Source organism: Streptomyces sp. NPDC007983 (assembly GCF_042958345.1).
Classification (GTDB): Bacteria; Actinomycetota; Actinomycetes; order Streptomycetales; family Streptomycetaceae; genus Streptomyces.
In genome coordinates, this window is the sequence record NZ_JBIBJI010000004.1 from 665232 (window position 1) to 680060 (window position 14829).

Consider the following 14829-nt stretch of genomic DNA (forward strand, 5'->3'; position numbering starts at 1 on the left):
CCCCAATCTCCACCTTTGGGGGCGCCGCCGGGGGGGGGGGGGGGTCTTCCCCCCGGCCCGCCCCCCCCCCCCCCCGGGGGGGCCCCCCCCCGGGGGGGGGGCCCCCCCCCCCCGGCTCGCTTCCGTACGCGCCGACTCGTACGGAAGCGGGCCCGATCGACCGTTACTCGACGGCCCCGGCGGCCTTCGCGGCCGTGCCGGTCTTCGCGGGCTTCGGCGTGGCGTGCGGAGCGCACGTCACGTCCGTGGCGTCCACCGTGCCCTTGAGCAGGTAGGCGTCCACCCGGTCGTTGATGCAGGGGTTGACCAGCCCGGTGACACCGTGCGAACCGGCGTCCTTCTCCGTGATCAGACGCGAGCCCTTGAGGCGCTTGTGCAGCTCGACGCCGCCCTCGTACGGGGTCGCGGCGTCACGGGTGCTCTGCACGACGAGCGTCTTCGGCAGACCCTTGCCCGCACCGACCTCCAGCGGGTTCTGCTGCTTGGACGGCCAGGTGGCGCACGGCAGGTTCATCCAGGCGTTGGACCAGGTCAGGAACGGGTAGTCGCGGTGCAGCCGGGTGTTGTCCCGGTCCCACTTCCGCCAGCTGGCCGGCCACTTGGCGTCGGCACACTCCACGGCGGTGTACACCGCGTTGCTGTTCTCCGAGGCGATGTTGCCCGCGGTGTCGGACATGTCCGGGCCCGCGGCCTCGACGAGCGCCTTCTCGTCACCGGCCAGGTAGTCGCTCCACACCTGGGCGACCGTGGCCCACGACGAGTCGTAGTACGGGGCGCTCTGGAAGAAGCCGAGCAGCTCGGCCGGGCCGACGACCCCGCCGATCGGGTTCTTCTTGGCGGTCGCGCGCAGCTTCTCCCACTGCGCCTGGACCTCTCCCGGGGTGTCGCCGATGTGGTAGGCCGCGTCGTTCTTGGCCACCCACGCCTTCCAGTCGTCCCAGCGCATTTCGAACGCGACGTCCTGGTCCAGGTTGGCCTGGTACCAGATCTTCTCCCGCGACGGGTTCACGACCGAGTCCACGATCAGACGGCGCACATGGTCCGGGAAGAGCGTCGCGTAGACGCCGCCGATGTACGTCCCGTAGGACACGCCCAGGTAGTTGAGCTTCTTGTCGCCGAGCGCGGCGCGGAGGACGTCGATGTCGCGGGCGGTGTTGGGCGTCGTCATGTGCGGCAGCATCCGGCCGCTGCGCTCCTGGCACCCGGCGGCGTACTCCGCGGCGAGCTTGCGCTGCGCCCGCTTGTCCGCCTCGCTGTCGGGCACCGGGTCCATCTTGGGCGCCTTGACGAACTCCTGCGGGTCGACGCAGGAGATGGGGGCCGAGTGGCCCACCCCGCGCGGGTCGAAGCCCACGAAGTCGTACGCCTTCGCCGTCTTCGTCCACAGCGGGTTCTTGTTGGTGACCCGGGTCGGGAACTTCAGCCCGGAGCCGCCCGGTCCGCCCGGGTTGTAGATCAGCGAACCCTGCCGCTCGGAGGCGGTCCCGGTGTTGCCGATGCGGTCCACCGCGATCTTGATGGTGCGGCCGTCCGGCTTGGCGTAGTCCAGCGGAACGGTGACATAGCCGCACTGGATGGGCTTGGCCAGGTTCCAGTCGGCCGGACAGTCCGTCCAGTCGATGCCCGCCTTCGCGGCCCGGGCCGCGGCGATCGCCGTCCCACGGGCCTCCGCGGCGCCCCCCGGCGTCCGCGTGGGCTCCGATGCCCCCGCCGTGGGAGCGGCCAGCGCACCGGTTATCAGCGCGCCGGTCATCACGCCGCCGGCCACGCCGAGTACTGCTGTGCGTCTCACGTAGTAATCCCCCTGTTTTGTTGCGCCGCCAGTGCGGCGATGATCACAGAGTGTCAGGAGGATCCTCGCGCCTCACTTACTCCTGAGTACAGGGCAAACCGCCGTTTCTTTATCAACACGTCACCTTCACGTACGGCCCGTCAGCTCCCGACGGCCCCGGCGATGAGGGCCTGGAGCTGCTCGGCGGTGCGGTCCAGCGGCTGAATGCTGCGCTTGGCGCGGCACATGGCCACGGTTCCCTCGACGGCCGCGACGACGAGCGTCGCGAGCTGCTCCGCCTGCCCGGGCGCGGCGCCGTGCTCCCGCAGGGAGGCGGCGAGCAGGTTCTCCCAGTCGTCGAAGACCTCCGCGGCGGCCGCGAGGGCCGGCGGGGTCTCGTCGGGCGGGGGCTCCTCGATGGAGACGGCGAGGACCGGGCACCCGGCCCGGAAGCCGGTGTCGATGACGATCCCGCGCCACAGGGCGAGGAACGCCCGGAGCCCCGCGGCCGGGCCCACCTGAAGCTCCTTGCGGAGGATGCGGGCGACGCTCTCCCCCGCGTACCGGACGGCCTCGGTGGCCAATTGCTGCTTGCCCTCGGGGAAGTAGTGGTACGTGGAGCCGAGCGGCGCCTCGGCGTGCTTGGCCATCTCGCGGATGCTCGTGGCGTTCAGACCGCGCCGACTGATCATGTCGGCCGCTCCGGTCACGATCCGCTGCCGGGTCTGCGGGCCGCCGTTGGCCATGTTCACTCCCCCTCTGGCTATAACGCTCGTCATAGTCTAGCGTGACCTCGCGTTATAACAACTGTCATAGACCACGTGACATCGCTGGACGACGAAAGCCGAGGAACAGCCATGCCGATGATCCGGCTGACCGCCCCGACCGGTGCCCTGAGCGAGGAGGGCCGCGCGGGCATTCAGCGCGATCTCGCCACCCTGCTGATGCACTGGGAGGGCGTGCCCGACACGGCCCTCTTCCGCGCCCAGGCGTGGAGCTATCTGATCGAGCTGCCCGAAGGGGGCCAGACCACCGCGGAGGACGACGCGCCGCGCTTCCTGGTCGACGTCACCGTGCCCCAGGGCGCCCTGTCCGAGCGCCGCAAGGCGGGTCTGATCGAGGACGTGACCAAGGCCGTGCTGAAGGCCGCCGGGCTCTCCCCGGACGAGGCGCTACGGGTATGGGTGCTGATCCACGAGCAGCCGGACGGCACGTGGGGCGCCGGCGGGTCGGTCATCCGGTACGCCGACCTGGTCGCCCTCGCCCGGCAGGGCACGGAGGAGCCGGGCGAGGGGAAGCAGGGCCAGGGGGAGCGGGCCGATGCGTGAACTGACGTACGTCGCACGGCACACCGTCGAATGGCGCGAGGCGCCCGACCCCCGGCTGGAGTCCGGCCGGGACGCGATCGTCGCACCGGTGGCCGCCACCCCCTGCGACGTGGACTCCGCGATCCTCGCCGGGCATGGCTTCATCGATCCGCCGTTCCCCCTCGGCCACGAGTGCGTGGCCCGCGTCGTGGACGCCGGCGACGCGGTGACCGGGGCCGCCCCCGGCGACCTGGTCGTCGTGCCCTGGTCCATCAACTGCGGCGACTGCGACCACTGCCGCGCCGGGCTGACCGCCCACTGCACGACCGTGCCGCACATGGCGATGTACGGCGCGCCGATCGGCGGCAGCTGGGGCGGGCTCTTCTCCGACCTGGTCCGCGTGCCGTACGCGGACGCCATGCTGGTGCCGCTGCCGCCGGGGCTCGACCCCATCGCCATGGCCTCGGCCAGCGACAACTGGTCCCTCGCGCGGCGCCTGGTCGCGCCGCATCTGGCGGCCCGCCCCGGAGCGCGGGTGCTGGTCGTCGCCCGGGGCAGCATCGGCCTGTACCTGTGCGACATCGCCCGCGCGCTCGGCGCCTCGGACGTCCTGTACGTCGACCCGGACGCCGAGCACCGGAAGCTCGCGGAGAGCTACGGCGCCCGTACCGCCGAGGCGATCGAGCCGATCCGGCACGGCTTCGACATCGCCGTCGAGGCCACCGGCCGCGTCGACCAGCTCACCCTCGCGCTCACCTCGCTCGCCCCCGAGGGCGTCTGCGAGAGCGCGGGCAACCACTTCCGGCCCGGCGAACTGCCGCTGCTCGACATGTACCTCACCGGCGTCACCCTGCGCGTCGCCCGGGACAACGTACGCGACCACCTGCCCGACGCCCTCGAACTCGCGGGCTCCGGAAAGGTGGCGCCCGAACGCGTCGTCTCCCATGTCCTGGACTGGGAGCAGCTGCCGGACGCGCTGCCGGAGAAGCGGCTCAAGCCGGTGTTCGTACGCGATATTCCGCCGGGCGCTCGCTGAGGGCGGGCATGGACGCCATCGCCTCGTCCAGCGTCCGGCGCAGCCGCAGGCCGTCCGTGGCCACCGCGCTGACCAGGGCGGCGGGCCCGGCGAGCGGGGTGATGACGGCCGTGTCGGCGAGCAGGCGGGGCGGCACGGGATCGCTGTCGAACGCCGGGTCGACGACGAGGAGCTGACCGGCCGCCCGGCGTCCGCCGAGCACCGCGCCGCCGTCCCAGCCGGGCGCGCCGGGGCCGTACGACAGCTCCTGGTCCAGCAGCGGGCGCCCGGCGCGGTGCACGGTGAGCCGGCTGGTCAGCCCGCCCGGGGGCTCGCCGGAGCGGCCGAGGATCTGTTCCTCGCGCAGCACCAGACGGGCGGTGGGGGCGAGTTCGACGATGGTGGTCATGCGCAGATCGCTGCCGTGGGCGGAGATCAGGGGTTCGGGCAGCCAGTGCAGGGTGGCGCCGTCGGCGACGGTCAGCCGGATCGCGTAGTCGGCGGGCTCGGCGTGGCGGCCGGGCAGCGCGAGCGTCGCGGCCGACGAGCCGACGCGGAGCCGGGCGCCGGGCCCGACGGTCGCGGTCAGCGCGATGCGGTCGCCGCCGAGCGGGGCGCTCATCGCCCCGACCACGGTGACGCACGCCTCGCCCTCGCCGGTCGCCCGGGTCCGCCGCAGGGCGAGCGGCCCGTCCCCGGCCAGCACGGGCAGCGCGGTGCCGCCGCGGCCGTCCGCGGCCGCGACGAGGCGGGCGGTGGCGCGTACGCCGGTGCCGTGCGCCTCTGTCGCGCCGCTGGTGGCCGTCACGCCGGGGCCGCCGGTACCCGTTGCTCCGGGGCCGCCGGTTCCGGTCACGCCGGGGCCGCCGTCCAGGCGGTCAGCCGCTCCCGGACCCAGTCGGCGATCGGCCGGACGCCGTCCGGCGCGACCAGGGAGGTGAACGCGACGGGCAGCTCGCCGCGCTGCTCCTTGGCGTCGCGCGCCATGCGCTCCAGGTCGGATCCGACGTACGGGGCGAGGTCGGTCTTGTTGACGACGAGCAGGTCGGCCGTCGTCACGCCGGGGCCGCCCTTGCGCGGGATGTCGTCGCCGCCGGCGACGTCGATGACGAACACCTGCGCGTCGACCAGGCCCTTGGAGAAGGTCGCGGTGAGGTTGTCGCCGCCGGACTCGACCAGGACCAGATCGAGGGGGCCGACGCTCTCCTCCAGGTCCTCGACCGCTTCGAGGTTGGCCGAGATGTCGTCACGGATCGCGGTGTGCGGGCAGGCGCCGGTCTCGACGGCGGTGATGCGCTCCGCGGGCAGCACCGCGTTGCGCAGCAGGAACTCGGCGTCCTCGCGGGTGTAGATGTCGTTGGTGACCACGGCGATCGCCAGCTCCTCGCGCAGCGCCCGGCACAGCGCGGCGACCGTCGCGGTCTTGCCTGAACCGACCGGTCCGCCGAGGCCGACGCGCAGCGCCCGGCGGGTGCCGTCGGGGCGGCGTTGGTCGGCGGCGTGGGTGGCGCCGTGGGTGTGGCGCCGGGGGTAGGTCTCGGGGTGATCGAGGTGCATGGCGGCTCCGGGGTGGCGGTTTATGAGGCGAAGAGGCGTACGGGCCAGGTGGCGTGGTGCTCGGCCGCGATGTCGAGCAGCGGCGCCGCGGCGGCGGGCAGCGCGCCGGGGCCCTCGTCCAGGGCCCGGTGGGCCGCCTCGGCGGCCCGGGCGGCGATCCGGTCGATCTCGGGGGCGAGGCGGGCGAGGACGGTGGTGGCGTCGAACGGGTCGAGGCCGAGCAGCCGTACGGCGGCGGACGCCGGTCCCCCGGCCGACTCGTACGCGGCGGCGTACGCGGCGGCCGTGGGGTCGAGCCCGGCGGCGCGCGCGGCCAGGCCCTGTACGACGGGCTGGTGGGCGCCGCGCGGGCGGGCGGCGGCGAGGGCGTCGAGTTCGGGCGAGGGCCAGGTGGCGCGGGCGGCGCGCATCAGCTGGCGGCCGAGGCGCCGTGCGGTGGTGCGCAGCGCGGGGGCGGGGGTCCGGGCGTCGGCGGCCTCGTCGAGCGCGAGCGGGTCCATCCCGGCGGCGGCCGCGGCGGCGAGCGCGGCCGCGGTCAGCCCGGCGGTGTGCAGCCGCCCGCGGCAGAACGCCTCCAGGGTGGCCGCGTCGCGCACCCGGCCCGCCGTGACGGCGGCCTCGACCCCGCCGGAGTGGGCGTGGCCCCCGGCGGGGAAGCGCCCGTCGGCGAGGATGAGCAGCGCGGCGACCGTGGCCTTCGGCGGTGTGGCGGCGGTGTCGTCCATGGTCATCGTGGTCAGAAGAGGAAGTACCGCTGGGCCATGGGGAGTTCGGCGGCCGGGGCGGGTTCGACGGGGTCGCCGTCGATGGTCACCGTGAAGGTGTCGGGGTCGACCTCCACCCGCGGCATGGCGTCGTTCTCCCGCATGTCCGCCTTGGTCACCCCGCGGGTCCCCCGGATCGGCACGAACCGCTTCCCGAGGCCGAGCCGGTCGGCCAGACCGTCGTCCAGCGCGGCCCGCGTGACGAAGTTGAGGGAGTTGGCGGCCGGGGCCTGCCCCACCGCGCCGAACATGGGCCGGGGCAGCACCGGCTGCGGCGTGGGGATGGAGGCGTTGGCGTCGCCCATCTGCGCGTACGCGATCTGCCCGCCCTTGAGCACCAGATGCGGCTTGACGCCGAAGAAGGCGGGCTCCCACAGCACCAGGTCGGCGAGCTTTCCGGACTCCACCGAGCCGATCTCGCCGTCGAGGCCCTGCGCCACGGCCGGGTTGATGGTGTATTTGGCGACATAGCGACGTGCCCGGTGGTTGTCCGCGCGCCCGTCCCCCGGCAGGGCGCCCCGGCGCCGCTTCATGACGTGCGCGGTCTGCCAGGTGCGCAGGACGACTTCGCCGATCCGGCCCATGGCCTGGGAGTCGGAGGAGATGATCGAGATCGCGCCGAGGTCGTGCAGGATGTCCTCGGCGGCGATGGTGCCGGGCCGGATGCGGGATTCGGCGAAGGCCAGGTCCTCGGGGACGGCCGGGTTGAGGTGGTGGCAGACCATCAGCATGTCGAGGTGTTCCTCGACCGTGTTGACGGTGTGCGGCCGGGTCGGATTGGTCGAGCTGGGCAGCACGTTCGGCTGGGAGACCACGGTGATGATGTCGGGCGCGTGACCGCCGCCCGCACCCTCGGTGTGGTACGCGTGGATCGAGCGTCCGGCGATCGCGGCGAGGGTGTCGGCGACGAACCCGGCTTCGTTGAGGGTGTCGGTGTGGATGGCGAGCTGGGCGCCGCTCTCCTCACAGACGCCGAGACAGGCGTCGATCGCGGCGGGGGTGGCCCCCCAGTCCTCGTGGATCTTGAAACCGAGGGCGCCGCCGCGCAGTTGGGACCACATGCCCTCACGCGAGACGGTGTTGCCCTTGCCGAGCAGCCCGATGTTGACGGGGTACGCCTCCAGCGCCTCGAACATCCGGGCAAGGTGCCAGGGGCCGGGGGTGATGGTGGTCGCCTTGGTGCCCTCGGCGGGTCCGGTGCCGCCGCCGACGAGGGTGGTGATGCCCGAGGACAGCGCCTGGTCGATCAGGGTCGGGGAGATGAAGTGGACATGGGCGTCGATGGCGCCCGCGGTGAGGATCCTGCCGTTGCCCGCGATGACCTCGGTCTCGGGCCCGATGACGAGATCGGGGTGGACGCCGTCCATGGTGTCGGGGTTCCCGGCCTTGCCGATCCCGGTGATACGGCCGTCGCGCAGCCCGACGTCGGCCTTGATCACGCCCCAGTGGTCGAGCACCACGGCACCGGTGATCACGGTGTCGGGGGCGCCCTCGGCGCGGGAGGCGCGGGACTGGCCCATGGATTCGCGGATCACCTTGCCGCCGCCGAAGACCGCCTCGTCGCCGGAGCGGCCGGGGCCGCCGCAGCGGTCCTCCTCGATCTCGATCACGAGGTCGGTGTCGGCGAGCCGTATACGATCCCCGGCGGTCGGCCCGAACAGATCCGTGTAGGCGGCGCGGCTCAGCTCCGTCACAGCGCGCCTCCCGTCTCGCCGCGCAGCCCGGGGACGACCCGCGCGCCCGCCAGCGGCACCAGGTCCACCTCGACCGGGATGCCCGGTTCGAAGCGCACGGCGGTGCCGGCCGCGATGTGGAGCCGGTGGCCGCGGGCCGCGGCGCGGTCGAACGCAAGGCCGGGGTTGGCCTCGGCGAAGTGGTAGTGGGAGCCGACCTGGACCGGCCGGTCGGCCGCGTTGAGCACGGTGAGCCGGATGACCGGCAGCCCCTCGTTGAGCCGTACCGGCTCGTCCGCGTAGAGGATCTCTCCGGGGATCATGGAACGCCGCTCCCGTCAGACGATCGGCTGGTGGACGGTGACGAGCTTGGTGCCGTCCGGGAAGGTGGCCTCGACCTGGACGTCGTGGATCATCTCGGGGACGCCCTCCATGACCTCGTCGCGGGTGAGCACCGTACGGCCGGAGGCCATCAGCTCGGCGACGGTACGGCCGTCCCGGGCGCCCTCCAGGATGTGCACGGTGATCAGCGCGACGGCCTCGGGGTGGTTGAGCGACACCCCCCGTGCCCGACGCTTTTCAGCCACTTCGGCGGCCACATGGATGAGCAGCCGTTCCTGCTCGTGCGGCGTCAAGCGCACGTTTTCCCCACCTCATCCTCGCTCACGGGTTATCGCAGGTTAGTTGGGTGGTGTTGCGGCGTGGTTAACGCGTCGGCAAAGAATCGCTCTTGACGCCTACATGGCAAACCGCTGATCCTCATGTCCGCGTCACATGATCCATCCGTTTCGCTCCAACCCCCCACATCTGTACGGAGCCTTCTGTGAATCGAATAGTGCTGATCCGCCGCGGCGCGCTCGCGGCCGGAACCTGTGCCGCCGTCGCCGCCACCCTGCTGGGCGGGGCGCCGGGAGCCGGGGCGGCCGTGGCGCCCCGCGCCGCCGCCCCCGACATCGACGTGGCGGCCGTCAAGGCCGACCTCGGAAAGCTGCAGTCGATCGCCGACGAGAACGGCGGCAACCGCGCCCACGGCCGGCCCGGCTACCAGGCATCCGTGGACTACCTCAAGGGCAAGCTGGACGCGGCGGGCTTCACAACGTCCGTCCAGGAGTTCACCTCGGGCGGCACCAAGGGCTACAACCTCGTCGCCGACTGGCCGGGCGGCAGCGCCGACCAGGTGCTCATGGCCGGGTCGCACCTGGACTCGGTCGAGGCCGGGCCCGGTATCAACGACAACGGATCGGGCTCCGCCGCGATCCTGGAGGTCGCGCTCGCCGTCGCCAAGGCCGACCTCGAGCCCACCAAGCATCTGCGGTTCGCCTGGTGGGGCGACGAGGAGGACGGCATGGTCGGCTCCACGCACTATGTCGACAGCCTGAAGTCCGACGAGAAGTCCAAGATCGACTCGTATCTGAACTTCGACATGCTCGGCTCCCCCAACCCCGGGTACTTCGTCTACGACGACGATCCGGAGCTGGAGAAGGTCTTCAAGGACTGGTACGCGGCCAAGGACATCGCGACCGAGAAGGAGACCGAGGGCGACGGCCGCTCGGACCACGCCCCGTTCAAGGACGCCGGGGTGCGCGTCGGCGGGCTGTTCACCGGCGCCGAGGCCACCAAGAGCCAGGCGCAGGCGGACAAGTGGGGCGGCGAGGCGGGCGAGCCGTTCGACCCGTGCTACCACTCCGCGTGCGACAAGACGTCCAACGTCGACGACACCGCACTGGACCGCAACAGCGACGCCATCGCCCACGCGGTCTGGGAGCTCAGCTCCTAGCCTCTCACTGCCCAGCCGTCGTCACCCGCGGCCCGGACGCCGATCCCCGGCGTCCGGGCCGCGGTGTTCTGCCGCGATACCGAAGCGCCGCCGTTCGCCGGGAGCGGACGAGGTCGGGCGCATCGCCGACACCGTACTGATCACCTGCTCCTCCGCCGCCTCCGCCTCGACCGCGTCGAGTCGTTGCAGGTCATCCGAGGACACCAGGGCCACCAGCGGCTTTCCGTGCCGGGTGAGGACCACCCGCTCACCGCCGTAGACCACGCGGTTGATCAGCTCCGCCAGCTCCGCCCGGGCTTGCGTCACCGGAATCTCGTACGCCATGCTCCCCATCGTACGGGACGTACATCCTGTACATTTTTTACGGAGCCAAGGGCCCCACGACCTTCGAGAGGTGACCGCGATGGAACGACCGGCCGCGCGCTATGTCCTGCCCGAGTTCACGGAGCGCACGAGCACCGGCGTGCGCACCATGGACCCCTACTCCAAGCTGCTCTCCGAGCGCATCGTCTTCCTCGGCACGCCCATCGACGACACCGCGGCCAACGATGTGATCGCGCAGCTCATCCACCTCGAATACGCCGGCCCCGACCAGGACGTCTCGCTCTACATCAACTCCCCGGGCGGCTCGTTCGGCGCGATGACGGCGATCTACGACACGATGCACTTCGTCAGCTGTGACATCGAGACCATCTGCCTGGGCCAGGCCGCGTCCGCCGCCGCCGTGCTGCTCGCCGCCGGGGCGCCGGGCAAGCGGCTGGCGCTGCCGGGCGCGCGGGTGCTCATCCACCAGACGGCGTTCAGCGAGCCCGTCCAGGGCACCACCTCGGACCTGGAGATCCAGGCCGGTGAGCTGCTGCGGACCCAGGCGCTGCTGGAGGAGATGCTGGCGCGGCACACCGGGCAGAGCGCCGAGCGGATCCGCGCCGACGTCGACCGCGACACGATCTTCGACGCCGCGGCCGCGGTGGCGTACGGGCTGGTGGACGGGGTCACCGAGAGCCGTAAGCGTGCCGGTTCGCTGCCCGGGGCGAGGTGATCGCGCCATGCTTCCGCCGGAACTGCCCCCGCTGCCCGCGCTGACCCGCGCCGAGGGAGACCTCGTCGACGGCTATCTGGAGGCGGTCGATCTGCTCGGCCGGATCAACCCGGCCCGCGGCCATGACACCTACAGCGGGCTGCGCGCCGCGCAGGCGCTGGTCGGCAAGGCCATCGCGCTGCGGGACGCGCTGGCGCTGATGCACGACCGGGGCGAGAGCCAACTGCACACCGCGACGCTGTCCCGGGCGCTGCGGGTGCTGGACGGGGAGCGGCGCTCGGAGCGGGTGACGCTGCCGTCCGTCTCGCCGCGCTGAGCCCCCGCGGCGTCACCCGAACGGCGCAGTCCGGATCCTGGCGCGAGGCCGCCGCCGGGTTGCGGCCGACGGCGCCGATTCCGCCGTCCCCGCAGGCCAGGACCCGGGCCACGACCCGCCCCGATCACCCGAACGGCGGAGCCGTGACCACCCTCACACTCCGCCCGCTCGACTCGGAACCGGCGACCGCCGCAGGCGACCATCCCTGGGACGACCGAACCCGGTCACCGAAGGGTGGTGTGCGAGATGACCGCGCACATACGGATCCCCAGAATGGTCTCCCGGGCCGGTGCCCTCTCGGCCCTCACCGCCGTCACCGTCGGCGGCACCGTGGCGGCGCCCGCCCTGCCACAGCAGGCCGACGCGGCGACCGTGGCGGCCGAGGCGCTGCGGATCGCGGCCTCGAAGAAGGGCGCGCCGTACGCGTACGGGGCGGCGGGACCGAACCGCTTCGACTGCTCGGGACTCACCCAGTACGCGTACAAGCGGGCCGGGAAGCGGCTGCCGCGCACCGCGGCCGCCCAGTACAACCGCACCCGCCACATCAAGGCGTCCACTCGCGAACACGGTGACCTGGTCTTCTTCCATGCGGGAGGCAGCGTCTACCACGTCGGCCTCTACGCGGGCAGCGGCCGGATCTGGCACGCGCCGAAGGCGGGCACGGTGGTGCGGCTGGAGCGGATCTGGACCGGGAAGGTCTGGTACGGGCAGGTGCGCTGAAAAATACCGGCCGGATGCCGGGGCCCTGCCATAGGTTGACGGGTGATCAGGGCGGCCCTGATCACCCGTCACCTGCGGAGGATCCCCGTATGACGTATCTCAATCCGGTCCGGAACATCACCTTCGACGCGCACGATCCGTACGCCCTGGCGCAGTTCTGGTCGCGGCTGACCGGCTACGTCATGACGGACGAGGACGCGCCGGACGACGACGAGGTGCTGATCGTCCCGGGCCGGCCCGGCGTGTCCGGTCTGCTGTTCCAGCGGGTGCCGGACGACAAGACCGTCAAGAACCGGATCCACCTCGACATCCAGCCGCCCTCGGGCACCCGGGACGAGGAGGTGGAGCGGCTGCTCGGGCTCGGCGCCCGGATCGTCGACGACCGGCGCACGGAGGACGGGATGGGGTGGGTGGTGATGGCCGATCCCGAGGGCAACGAGTTCTGTGTGGAGCGCGGCGCGGTCGAGCGCGGTCTGGTGTGACCGCCCGTGTGAGGCGTTAGCGTGGGCCGGTGCCGATCGGGGGAGACCGGCACCGGGAGGGGGAGCTACGGTGAGCGATCAGTTCCAGGCGGACCGGACGTACGACCAGGTGTATCTCGTCTTCGTCGACACCTCGGGCTATTCGACGATCGTCCGCTCGAATCCCAGGGACCGGGCCGCGCACGGCTTCGATCTGCTGCGGGAGCGGATGCGGGCGCGGATCGGCCAGGTCTCCGCGCAGCACCGCTGTGCCCGCAGCGATCTGTGGAACTGGCGCGGGGACGGCGGGTTCTTCGCGATCCACGACGACAGCGAGAGCGTGGCCCGCGATGTCGCGCTGGAGGCGGCCCGGACGTTTCTCACCCTCGATCTGCGGCATCTGCGGGACGAGTTCGCACAGGCGGGGGTGGACGGCGAGCTGCATGTGCGGATGGCGGTGCACAAAGGGGCGATACGGCACACCGGCGAGGGCCGGACCGGCACCATCCACTCCCCCGACATCAATCTGGCCGCGCATCTGGAGAAGGCGACGCCGCCGGACTGTCTGGCGGTCTCGGAGGACGTGTACCGCACCGCGGGCCGGTATGCGGAGCTGTTCGCGCACGTCGGCAGCCATGAGGGCAAGGACGTCTATCTGATGGCGGGCGACGGCGGCCCGGGCGAGGCGGCCAAGGCGTGGCTGGCGGGCCGGGGGCTGGCGGGCGGCACGCCGGTGCACGCCTATCCCGAGCGGCCCAGCTCGGCGGAGAAGGCGCGCATGCTGGACGCGGCGTCCGCGGAGGTGCTCGACATGGGCACCGCGCTGCGCACCTCCTCGTCCCGGCTGGTCACCACCGAGCGCCCGGCCCGCTACCGCGACGCGGTGCTGGGGCTGCTGCGCCGGGGCGGGGTGTACCGCTGCTATCTGCTGGATCCGGCCTCGGACGCGGCGGCCACCCTGTCGCGGCAGTACCAGGAGGACATGACCCGGAAGATCAAGGATTCGCTGGAGCGGTTCGGCCGGTTCAAGGAGCGGTACGGGGCGGTGGCGGACGGCCTGCGGGTGTACCAGACGGACGAGTTCCCCGGCTTCTCGGCGCTGGCCGTCGATCCGCGCCGGTCGAACGGGCTGATCCTGTACTCCTCGTATCTGATGGGCACCAGTCCGTACGGGGTGATCGAGCGCGGCGACATGCCCCACTATCTGATCAGCCCGGACGCGGGCCGTACGTACGCGCGCATCCTGGAGCTGGCCGAGGCGCGGGCGGCTACGGGGCAGGTGGAGCGCGTATTGTGAGCGCTTCCGGTAACCCGCAGCGGTATGAAGAACGACGCCCCGAGAACCGTCCGTCGCGAAACCGCGCTGGAGCGTGACGACCGGAACTTCGCCGAGCTGCTGCAGGAGCTGCGGGTCACCCAGACGGGGGTGCAGATCCTCTTCGCCTTCCTGCTGACCCTGGCCTTCACCAATCGCTTCGGAACGCTGGACGAGGTGCAGCGCGGCACGTACGTCGCCACGCTGCTGCTCGCGGTCGTGGCGGCGGCCCTGTTCACCGCCCCGGCGGCGCTGCACCGGGCGCTGTTCCGGAGGGGCGCCAAGCGACGGGTCGTGGACGTCTCCGGGAAGCTGGCCTCGGCCGGTCTGTGCGTGCTGACGATGGCGTTCACCGGGTCGGTGCTGCTCGTGGTGGACGTGGTGCTGGGCCGCGGCCCGGGCATCGCCGCGGCGGTGGGCACGTTCACGGTGTGCTGCGGGCTGTGGGGCGTCCTCCCGCGCTGGATCCGCCACCGGATGTCCCACCACCCGCCGGCCGTGCCGCACAACGACAAGTCCTAGCGGACCGGCACGGTCCACGGCAGAGCGATCCATACCGTCTTGCCGCCTTCCGCGGTGGGCGTGACGAACACCTCGCCGCCCGATTCGGCGGCCAGGCAGCCGATGATGACCAGGCCCCGTCCGTTGTCCTGGTAGGTGTCGGCGGACAGCCGCTGGGGGCGGCGCGGATAACTGTCCGTGACGCCGATTTCCAGCCTCCCCTCGTGGTCGAGCTTTATGTCCACGGTGAAGGTGGGCGACTGGCCCAGGGTGTGCTGTACGGCGTTGGTGGCGAGCTCGGAGACGATGAGGCGCACGGTGTCCGCGGCCTCCTCGCCTTCCCCGAGTCCCCATTCGGCCAGCACGTTCGCCACATAGGCGCGGGCCGCGGGGACCGAGGCCGGCGCGCTCGGCAGAGTGACGGATGCTTCCTGATGGTCTGCCATACGGCTGTCCCTTTCCCGCCGGGGCACGGCTGCGGACGCGTTCGGGGGCGCCGCGCAGCCTTGGGGTCCGGGTGGGGCGGCCCCGGCGGCTCCGACCGTCAGACTGCCACCGATGCCCTCCGTGACGGGGGCGATCCACCGAGTTATGCATATATCTGTCGCCCGAA

Annotated in this window: 19 protein-coding genes; 9 read left to right on the plus strand and 10 right to left on the minus strand. The window is 72.3% G+C overall.

Annotation, left to right across the window (positions count from 1 at the left end; all coding sequences use genetic code 11):
- Window positions 1-163: 163 nt before the first annotated feature.
- Window positions 164-1753, minus strand: coding sequence for an alpha/beta fold hydrolase (locus ACFZCY_RS16525; protein WP_391173685.1), 1590 nt, complete (start codon window positions 1751-1753; stop codon window positions 164-166).
- A gap of 179 nt (window positions 1754-1932) precedes the next feature.
- Window positions 1933-2517, minus strand: coding sequence for a TetR family transcriptional regulator C-terminal domain-containing protein (locus tag ACFZCY_RS16530; protein WP_391173389.1), 585 nt, complete (start codon window positions 2515-2517; stop codon window positions 1933-1935).
- Window positions 2518-2628: 111 nt separating this feature from the next.
- Here ACFZCY_RS16530 and ACFZCY_RS16535 point away from each other — a divergent pair, with 111 nt between their 5' ends.
- Complete coding sequence (locus ACFZCY_RS16535; protein WP_391173392.1) at window positions 2629-3099, plus strand: tautomerase family protein; 471 nt, start codon at window positions 2629-2631, stop codon at window positions 3097-3099.
- Complete coding sequence (locus tag ACFZCY_RS16540; RefSeq protein WP_391173395.1) at window positions 3092-4114, plus strand: alcohol dehydrogenase catalytic domain-containing protein; 1023 nt, start codon at window positions 3092-3094, stop codon at window positions 4112-4114. Before ACFZCY_RS16535 ends, ACFZCY_RS16540 begins: the two co-directional genes overlap by 8 nt.
- Here ACFZCY_RS16540 and ACFZCY_RS16545 read toward each other — a convergent pair.
- Genes ACFZCY_RS16545 through ACFZCY_RS16570 form a run of 6 tightly spaced genes read right to left on the minus strand, consistent with a single transcriptional unit; the run spans window position 4071 to window position 8728 of the window.
- Window positions 4071-4901 carry an urease accessory protein UreD gene (locus tag ACFZCY_RS16545; protein WP_391173688.1) on the minus strand — a complete coding sequence of 277 codons (831 nt, stop codon included), beginning with the start codon at window positions 4899-4901 and terminating at the stop codon, window positions 4071-4073. The genes ACFZCY_RS16540 and ACFZCY_RS16545 overlap by 44 nt on opposite strands.
- Window positions 4902-4945: 44 nt before the next feature.
- The gene (gene ureG / locus ACFZCY_RS16550; protein WP_391173398.1) at window positions 4946-5650 is read right to left on the minus strand and encodes an urease accessory protein UreG; all 705 of its coding nucleotides are present in this window, start codon (window positions 5648-5650) and stop codon (window positions 4946-4948) included.
- Between the two features lie 20 nt (window positions 5651-5670).
- Window positions 5671-6381: an urease accessory UreF family protein gene (locus ACFZCY_RS16555; RefSeq protein ID WP_391173402.1), complete on the minus strand. Its 711-nt coding sequence runs from the start codon at window positions 6379-6381 to the stop codon at window positions 5671-5673.
- Between the two features lie 5 nt (window positions 6382-6386).
- Window positions 6387-8108 (minus strand): urease subunit alpha, encoded by a 1722-nt coding sequence (locus ACFZCY_RS16560; protein ID WP_391173404.1) that lies wholly within the window; start codon window positions 8106-8108, stop codon window positions 6387-6389.
- Window positions 8105-8410 (minus strand): urease subunit beta, encoded by a 306-nt coding sequence (locus ACFZCY_RS16565; RefSeq protein ID WP_391173406.1) that lies wholly within the window; start codon window positions 8408-8410, stop codon window positions 8105-8107. Before ACFZCY_RS16565 ends, ACFZCY_RS16560 begins: the two co-directional genes overlap by 4 nt.
- Window positions 8411-8425: 15 nt before the next feature.
- A complete protein-coding gene (locus ACFZCY_RS16570) occupies window positions 8426-8728 on the minus strand; it encodes an urease subunit gamma (RefSeq protein WP_361488491.1) in 303 nt (100 codons plus the stop codon).
- Between the two features lie 182 nt (window positions 8729-8910).
- Here ACFZCY_RS16570 and ACFZCY_RS16575 point away from each other — a divergent pair, with 182 nt between their 5' ends.
- Window positions 8911-9864, plus strand: coding sequence for a M20/M25/M40 family metallo-hydrolase (locus ACFZCY_RS16575; RefSeq protein ID WP_391173411.1), 954 nt, complete (start codon window positions 8911-8913; stop codon window positions 9862-9864).
- A 21-nt stretch (window positions 9865-9885) separates the two neighbouring features.
- On the opposite strand, the gene ACFZCY_RS16580 is transcribed toward ACFZCY_RS16575, so the two are convergent.
- Window positions 9886-10188: a type II toxin-antitoxin system Phd/YefM family antitoxin gene (locus ACFZCY_RS16580; RefSeq protein ID WP_361488496.1), complete on the minus strand. Its 303-nt coding sequence runs from the start codon at window positions 10186-10188 to the stop codon at window positions 9886-9888.
- 79 nt (window positions 10189-10267) lie between these two features.
- Here ACFZCY_RS16580 and ACFZCY_RS16585 point away from each other — a divergent pair, with 79 nt between their 5' ends.
- The 6 genes from ACFZCY_RS16585 to ACFZCY_RS16610 all read left to right on the plus strand — a co-directional run bounded on the left by ACFZCY_RS16585 (window position 10268) and on the right by ACFZCY_RS16610 (window position 14237).
- A complete protein-coding gene (locus tag ACFZCY_RS16585; RefSeq protein WP_391173413.1) occupies window positions 10268-10903 on the plus strand; it encodes an ATP-dependent Clp protease proteolytic subunit in 636 nt (211 codons plus the stop codon).
- Window positions 10904-10910: 7 nt separating this feature from the next.
- On the plus strand, window positions 10911-11219 hold the full coding sequence (locus ACFZCY_RS16590) for a hypothetical protein (protein ID WP_391173416.1): 309 nt from the start codon (window positions 10911-10913) through the stop codon (window positions 11217-11219).
- 246 nt (window positions 11220-11465) lie between these two features.
- Complete coding sequence (locus ACFZCY_RS16595) at window positions 11466-11939, plus strand: NlpC/P60 family protein (protein WP_391173419.1); 474 nt, start codon at window positions 11466-11468, stop codon at window positions 11937-11939.
- Between the two features lie 89 nt (window positions 11940-12028).
- Window positions 12029-12421: a VOC family protein gene (locus tag ACFZCY_RS16600; RefSeq protein ID WP_391173421.1), complete on the plus strand. Its 393-nt coding sequence runs from the start codon at window positions 12029-12031 to the stop codon at window positions 12419-12421.
- A 70-nt stretch (window positions 12422-12491) separates the two neighbouring features.
- Entirely contained in the window at window positions 12492-13697 is a 1206-nt protein-coding gene (locus ACFZCY_RS16605) for a hypothetical protein (protein WP_391173423.1), read from the plus strand.
- Between the two features lie 24 nt (window positions 13698-13721).
- Entirely contained in the window at window positions 13722-14237 is a 516-nt protein-coding gene (locus ACFZCY_RS16610) for a DUF6328 family protein (protein WP_391173425.1), read from the plus strand.
- Here ACFZCY_RS16610 and ACFZCY_RS16615 read toward each other — a convergent pair.
- Entirely contained in the window at window positions 14234-14662 is a 429-nt protein-coding gene (locus ACFZCY_RS16615) for an ATP-binding protein (RefSeq protein ID WP_391173428.1), read from the minus strand. The genes ACFZCY_RS16610 and ACFZCY_RS16615 overlap by 4 nt on opposite strands.
- Between the last annotated feature and the right edge of the window lie 167 nt (window positions 14663-14829).

Bases quoted from the DNA above. Each gene is read 5' to 3' on its own strand.
- ACFZCY_RS16555 (WP_391173402.1), bottom strand. From the start codon at position 6,381: ATGACCATGGACGACACCGCCGCCACACCGCCGAAGGCCACGGTCGCC.
- ureG (WP_391173398.1), bottom strand. From the start codon at position 5,650: ATGCACCTCGATCACCCCGAGACCTACCCCCGGCGCCACACCCACGGC.
- ACFZCY_RS16565 (WP_391173406.1), bottom strand. From the start codon at position 8,410: ATGATCCCCGGAGAGATCCTCTACGCGGACGAGCCGGTACGGCTCAAC.
- ACFZCY_RS16530 (WP_391173389.1), bottom strand. From the start codon at position 2,517: ATGGCCAACGGCGGCCCGCAGACCCGGCAGCGGATCGTGACCGGAGCG.
- ACFZCY_RS16580 (WP_361488496.1), bottom strand. From the start codon at position 10,188: ATGGCGTACGAGATTCCGGTGACGCAAGCCCGGGCGGAGCTGGCGGAG.
- ACFZCY_RS16610 (WP_391173425.1), top strand. From the start codon at position 13,722: ATGAAGAACGACGCCCCGAGAACCGTCCGTCGCGAAACCGCGCTGGAG.
- ACFZCY_RS16540 (WP_391173395.1), top strand. From the start codon at position 3,092: ATGCGTGAACTGACGTACGTCGCACGGCACACCGTCGAATGGCGCGAG.
- ACFZCY_RS16585 (WP_391173413.1), top strand. From the start codon at position 10,268: ATGGAACGACCGGCCGCGCGCTATGTCCTGCCCGAGTTCACGGAGCGC.
- ACFZCY_RS16590 (WP_391173416.1), top strand. From the start codon at position 10,911: ATGCTTCCGCCGGAACTGCCCCCGCTGCCCGCGCTGACCCGCGCCGAG.
- ACFZCY_RS16615 (WP_391173428.1), bottom strand. From the start codon at position 14,662: ATGGCAGACCATCAGGAAGCATCCGTCACTCTGCCGAGCGCGCCGGCC.
- ACFZCY_RS16600 (WP_391173421.1), top strand. From the start codon at position 12,029: ATGACGTATCTCAATCCGGTCCGGAACATCACCTTCGACGCGCACGAT.
- ACFZCY_RS16535 (WP_391173392.1), top strand. From the start codon at position 2,629: ATGCCGATGATCCGGCTGACCGCCCCGACCGGTGCCCTGAGCGAGGAG.
- ACFZCY_RS16595 (WP_391173419.1), top strand. From the start codon at position 11,466: ATGACCGCGCACATACGGATCCCCAGAATGGTCTCCCGGGCCGGTGCC.
- ACFZCY_RS16525 (WP_391173685.1), bottom strand. From the start codon at position 1,753: ATGACCGGCGCGCTGATAACCGGTGCGCTGGCCGCTCCCACGGCGGGG.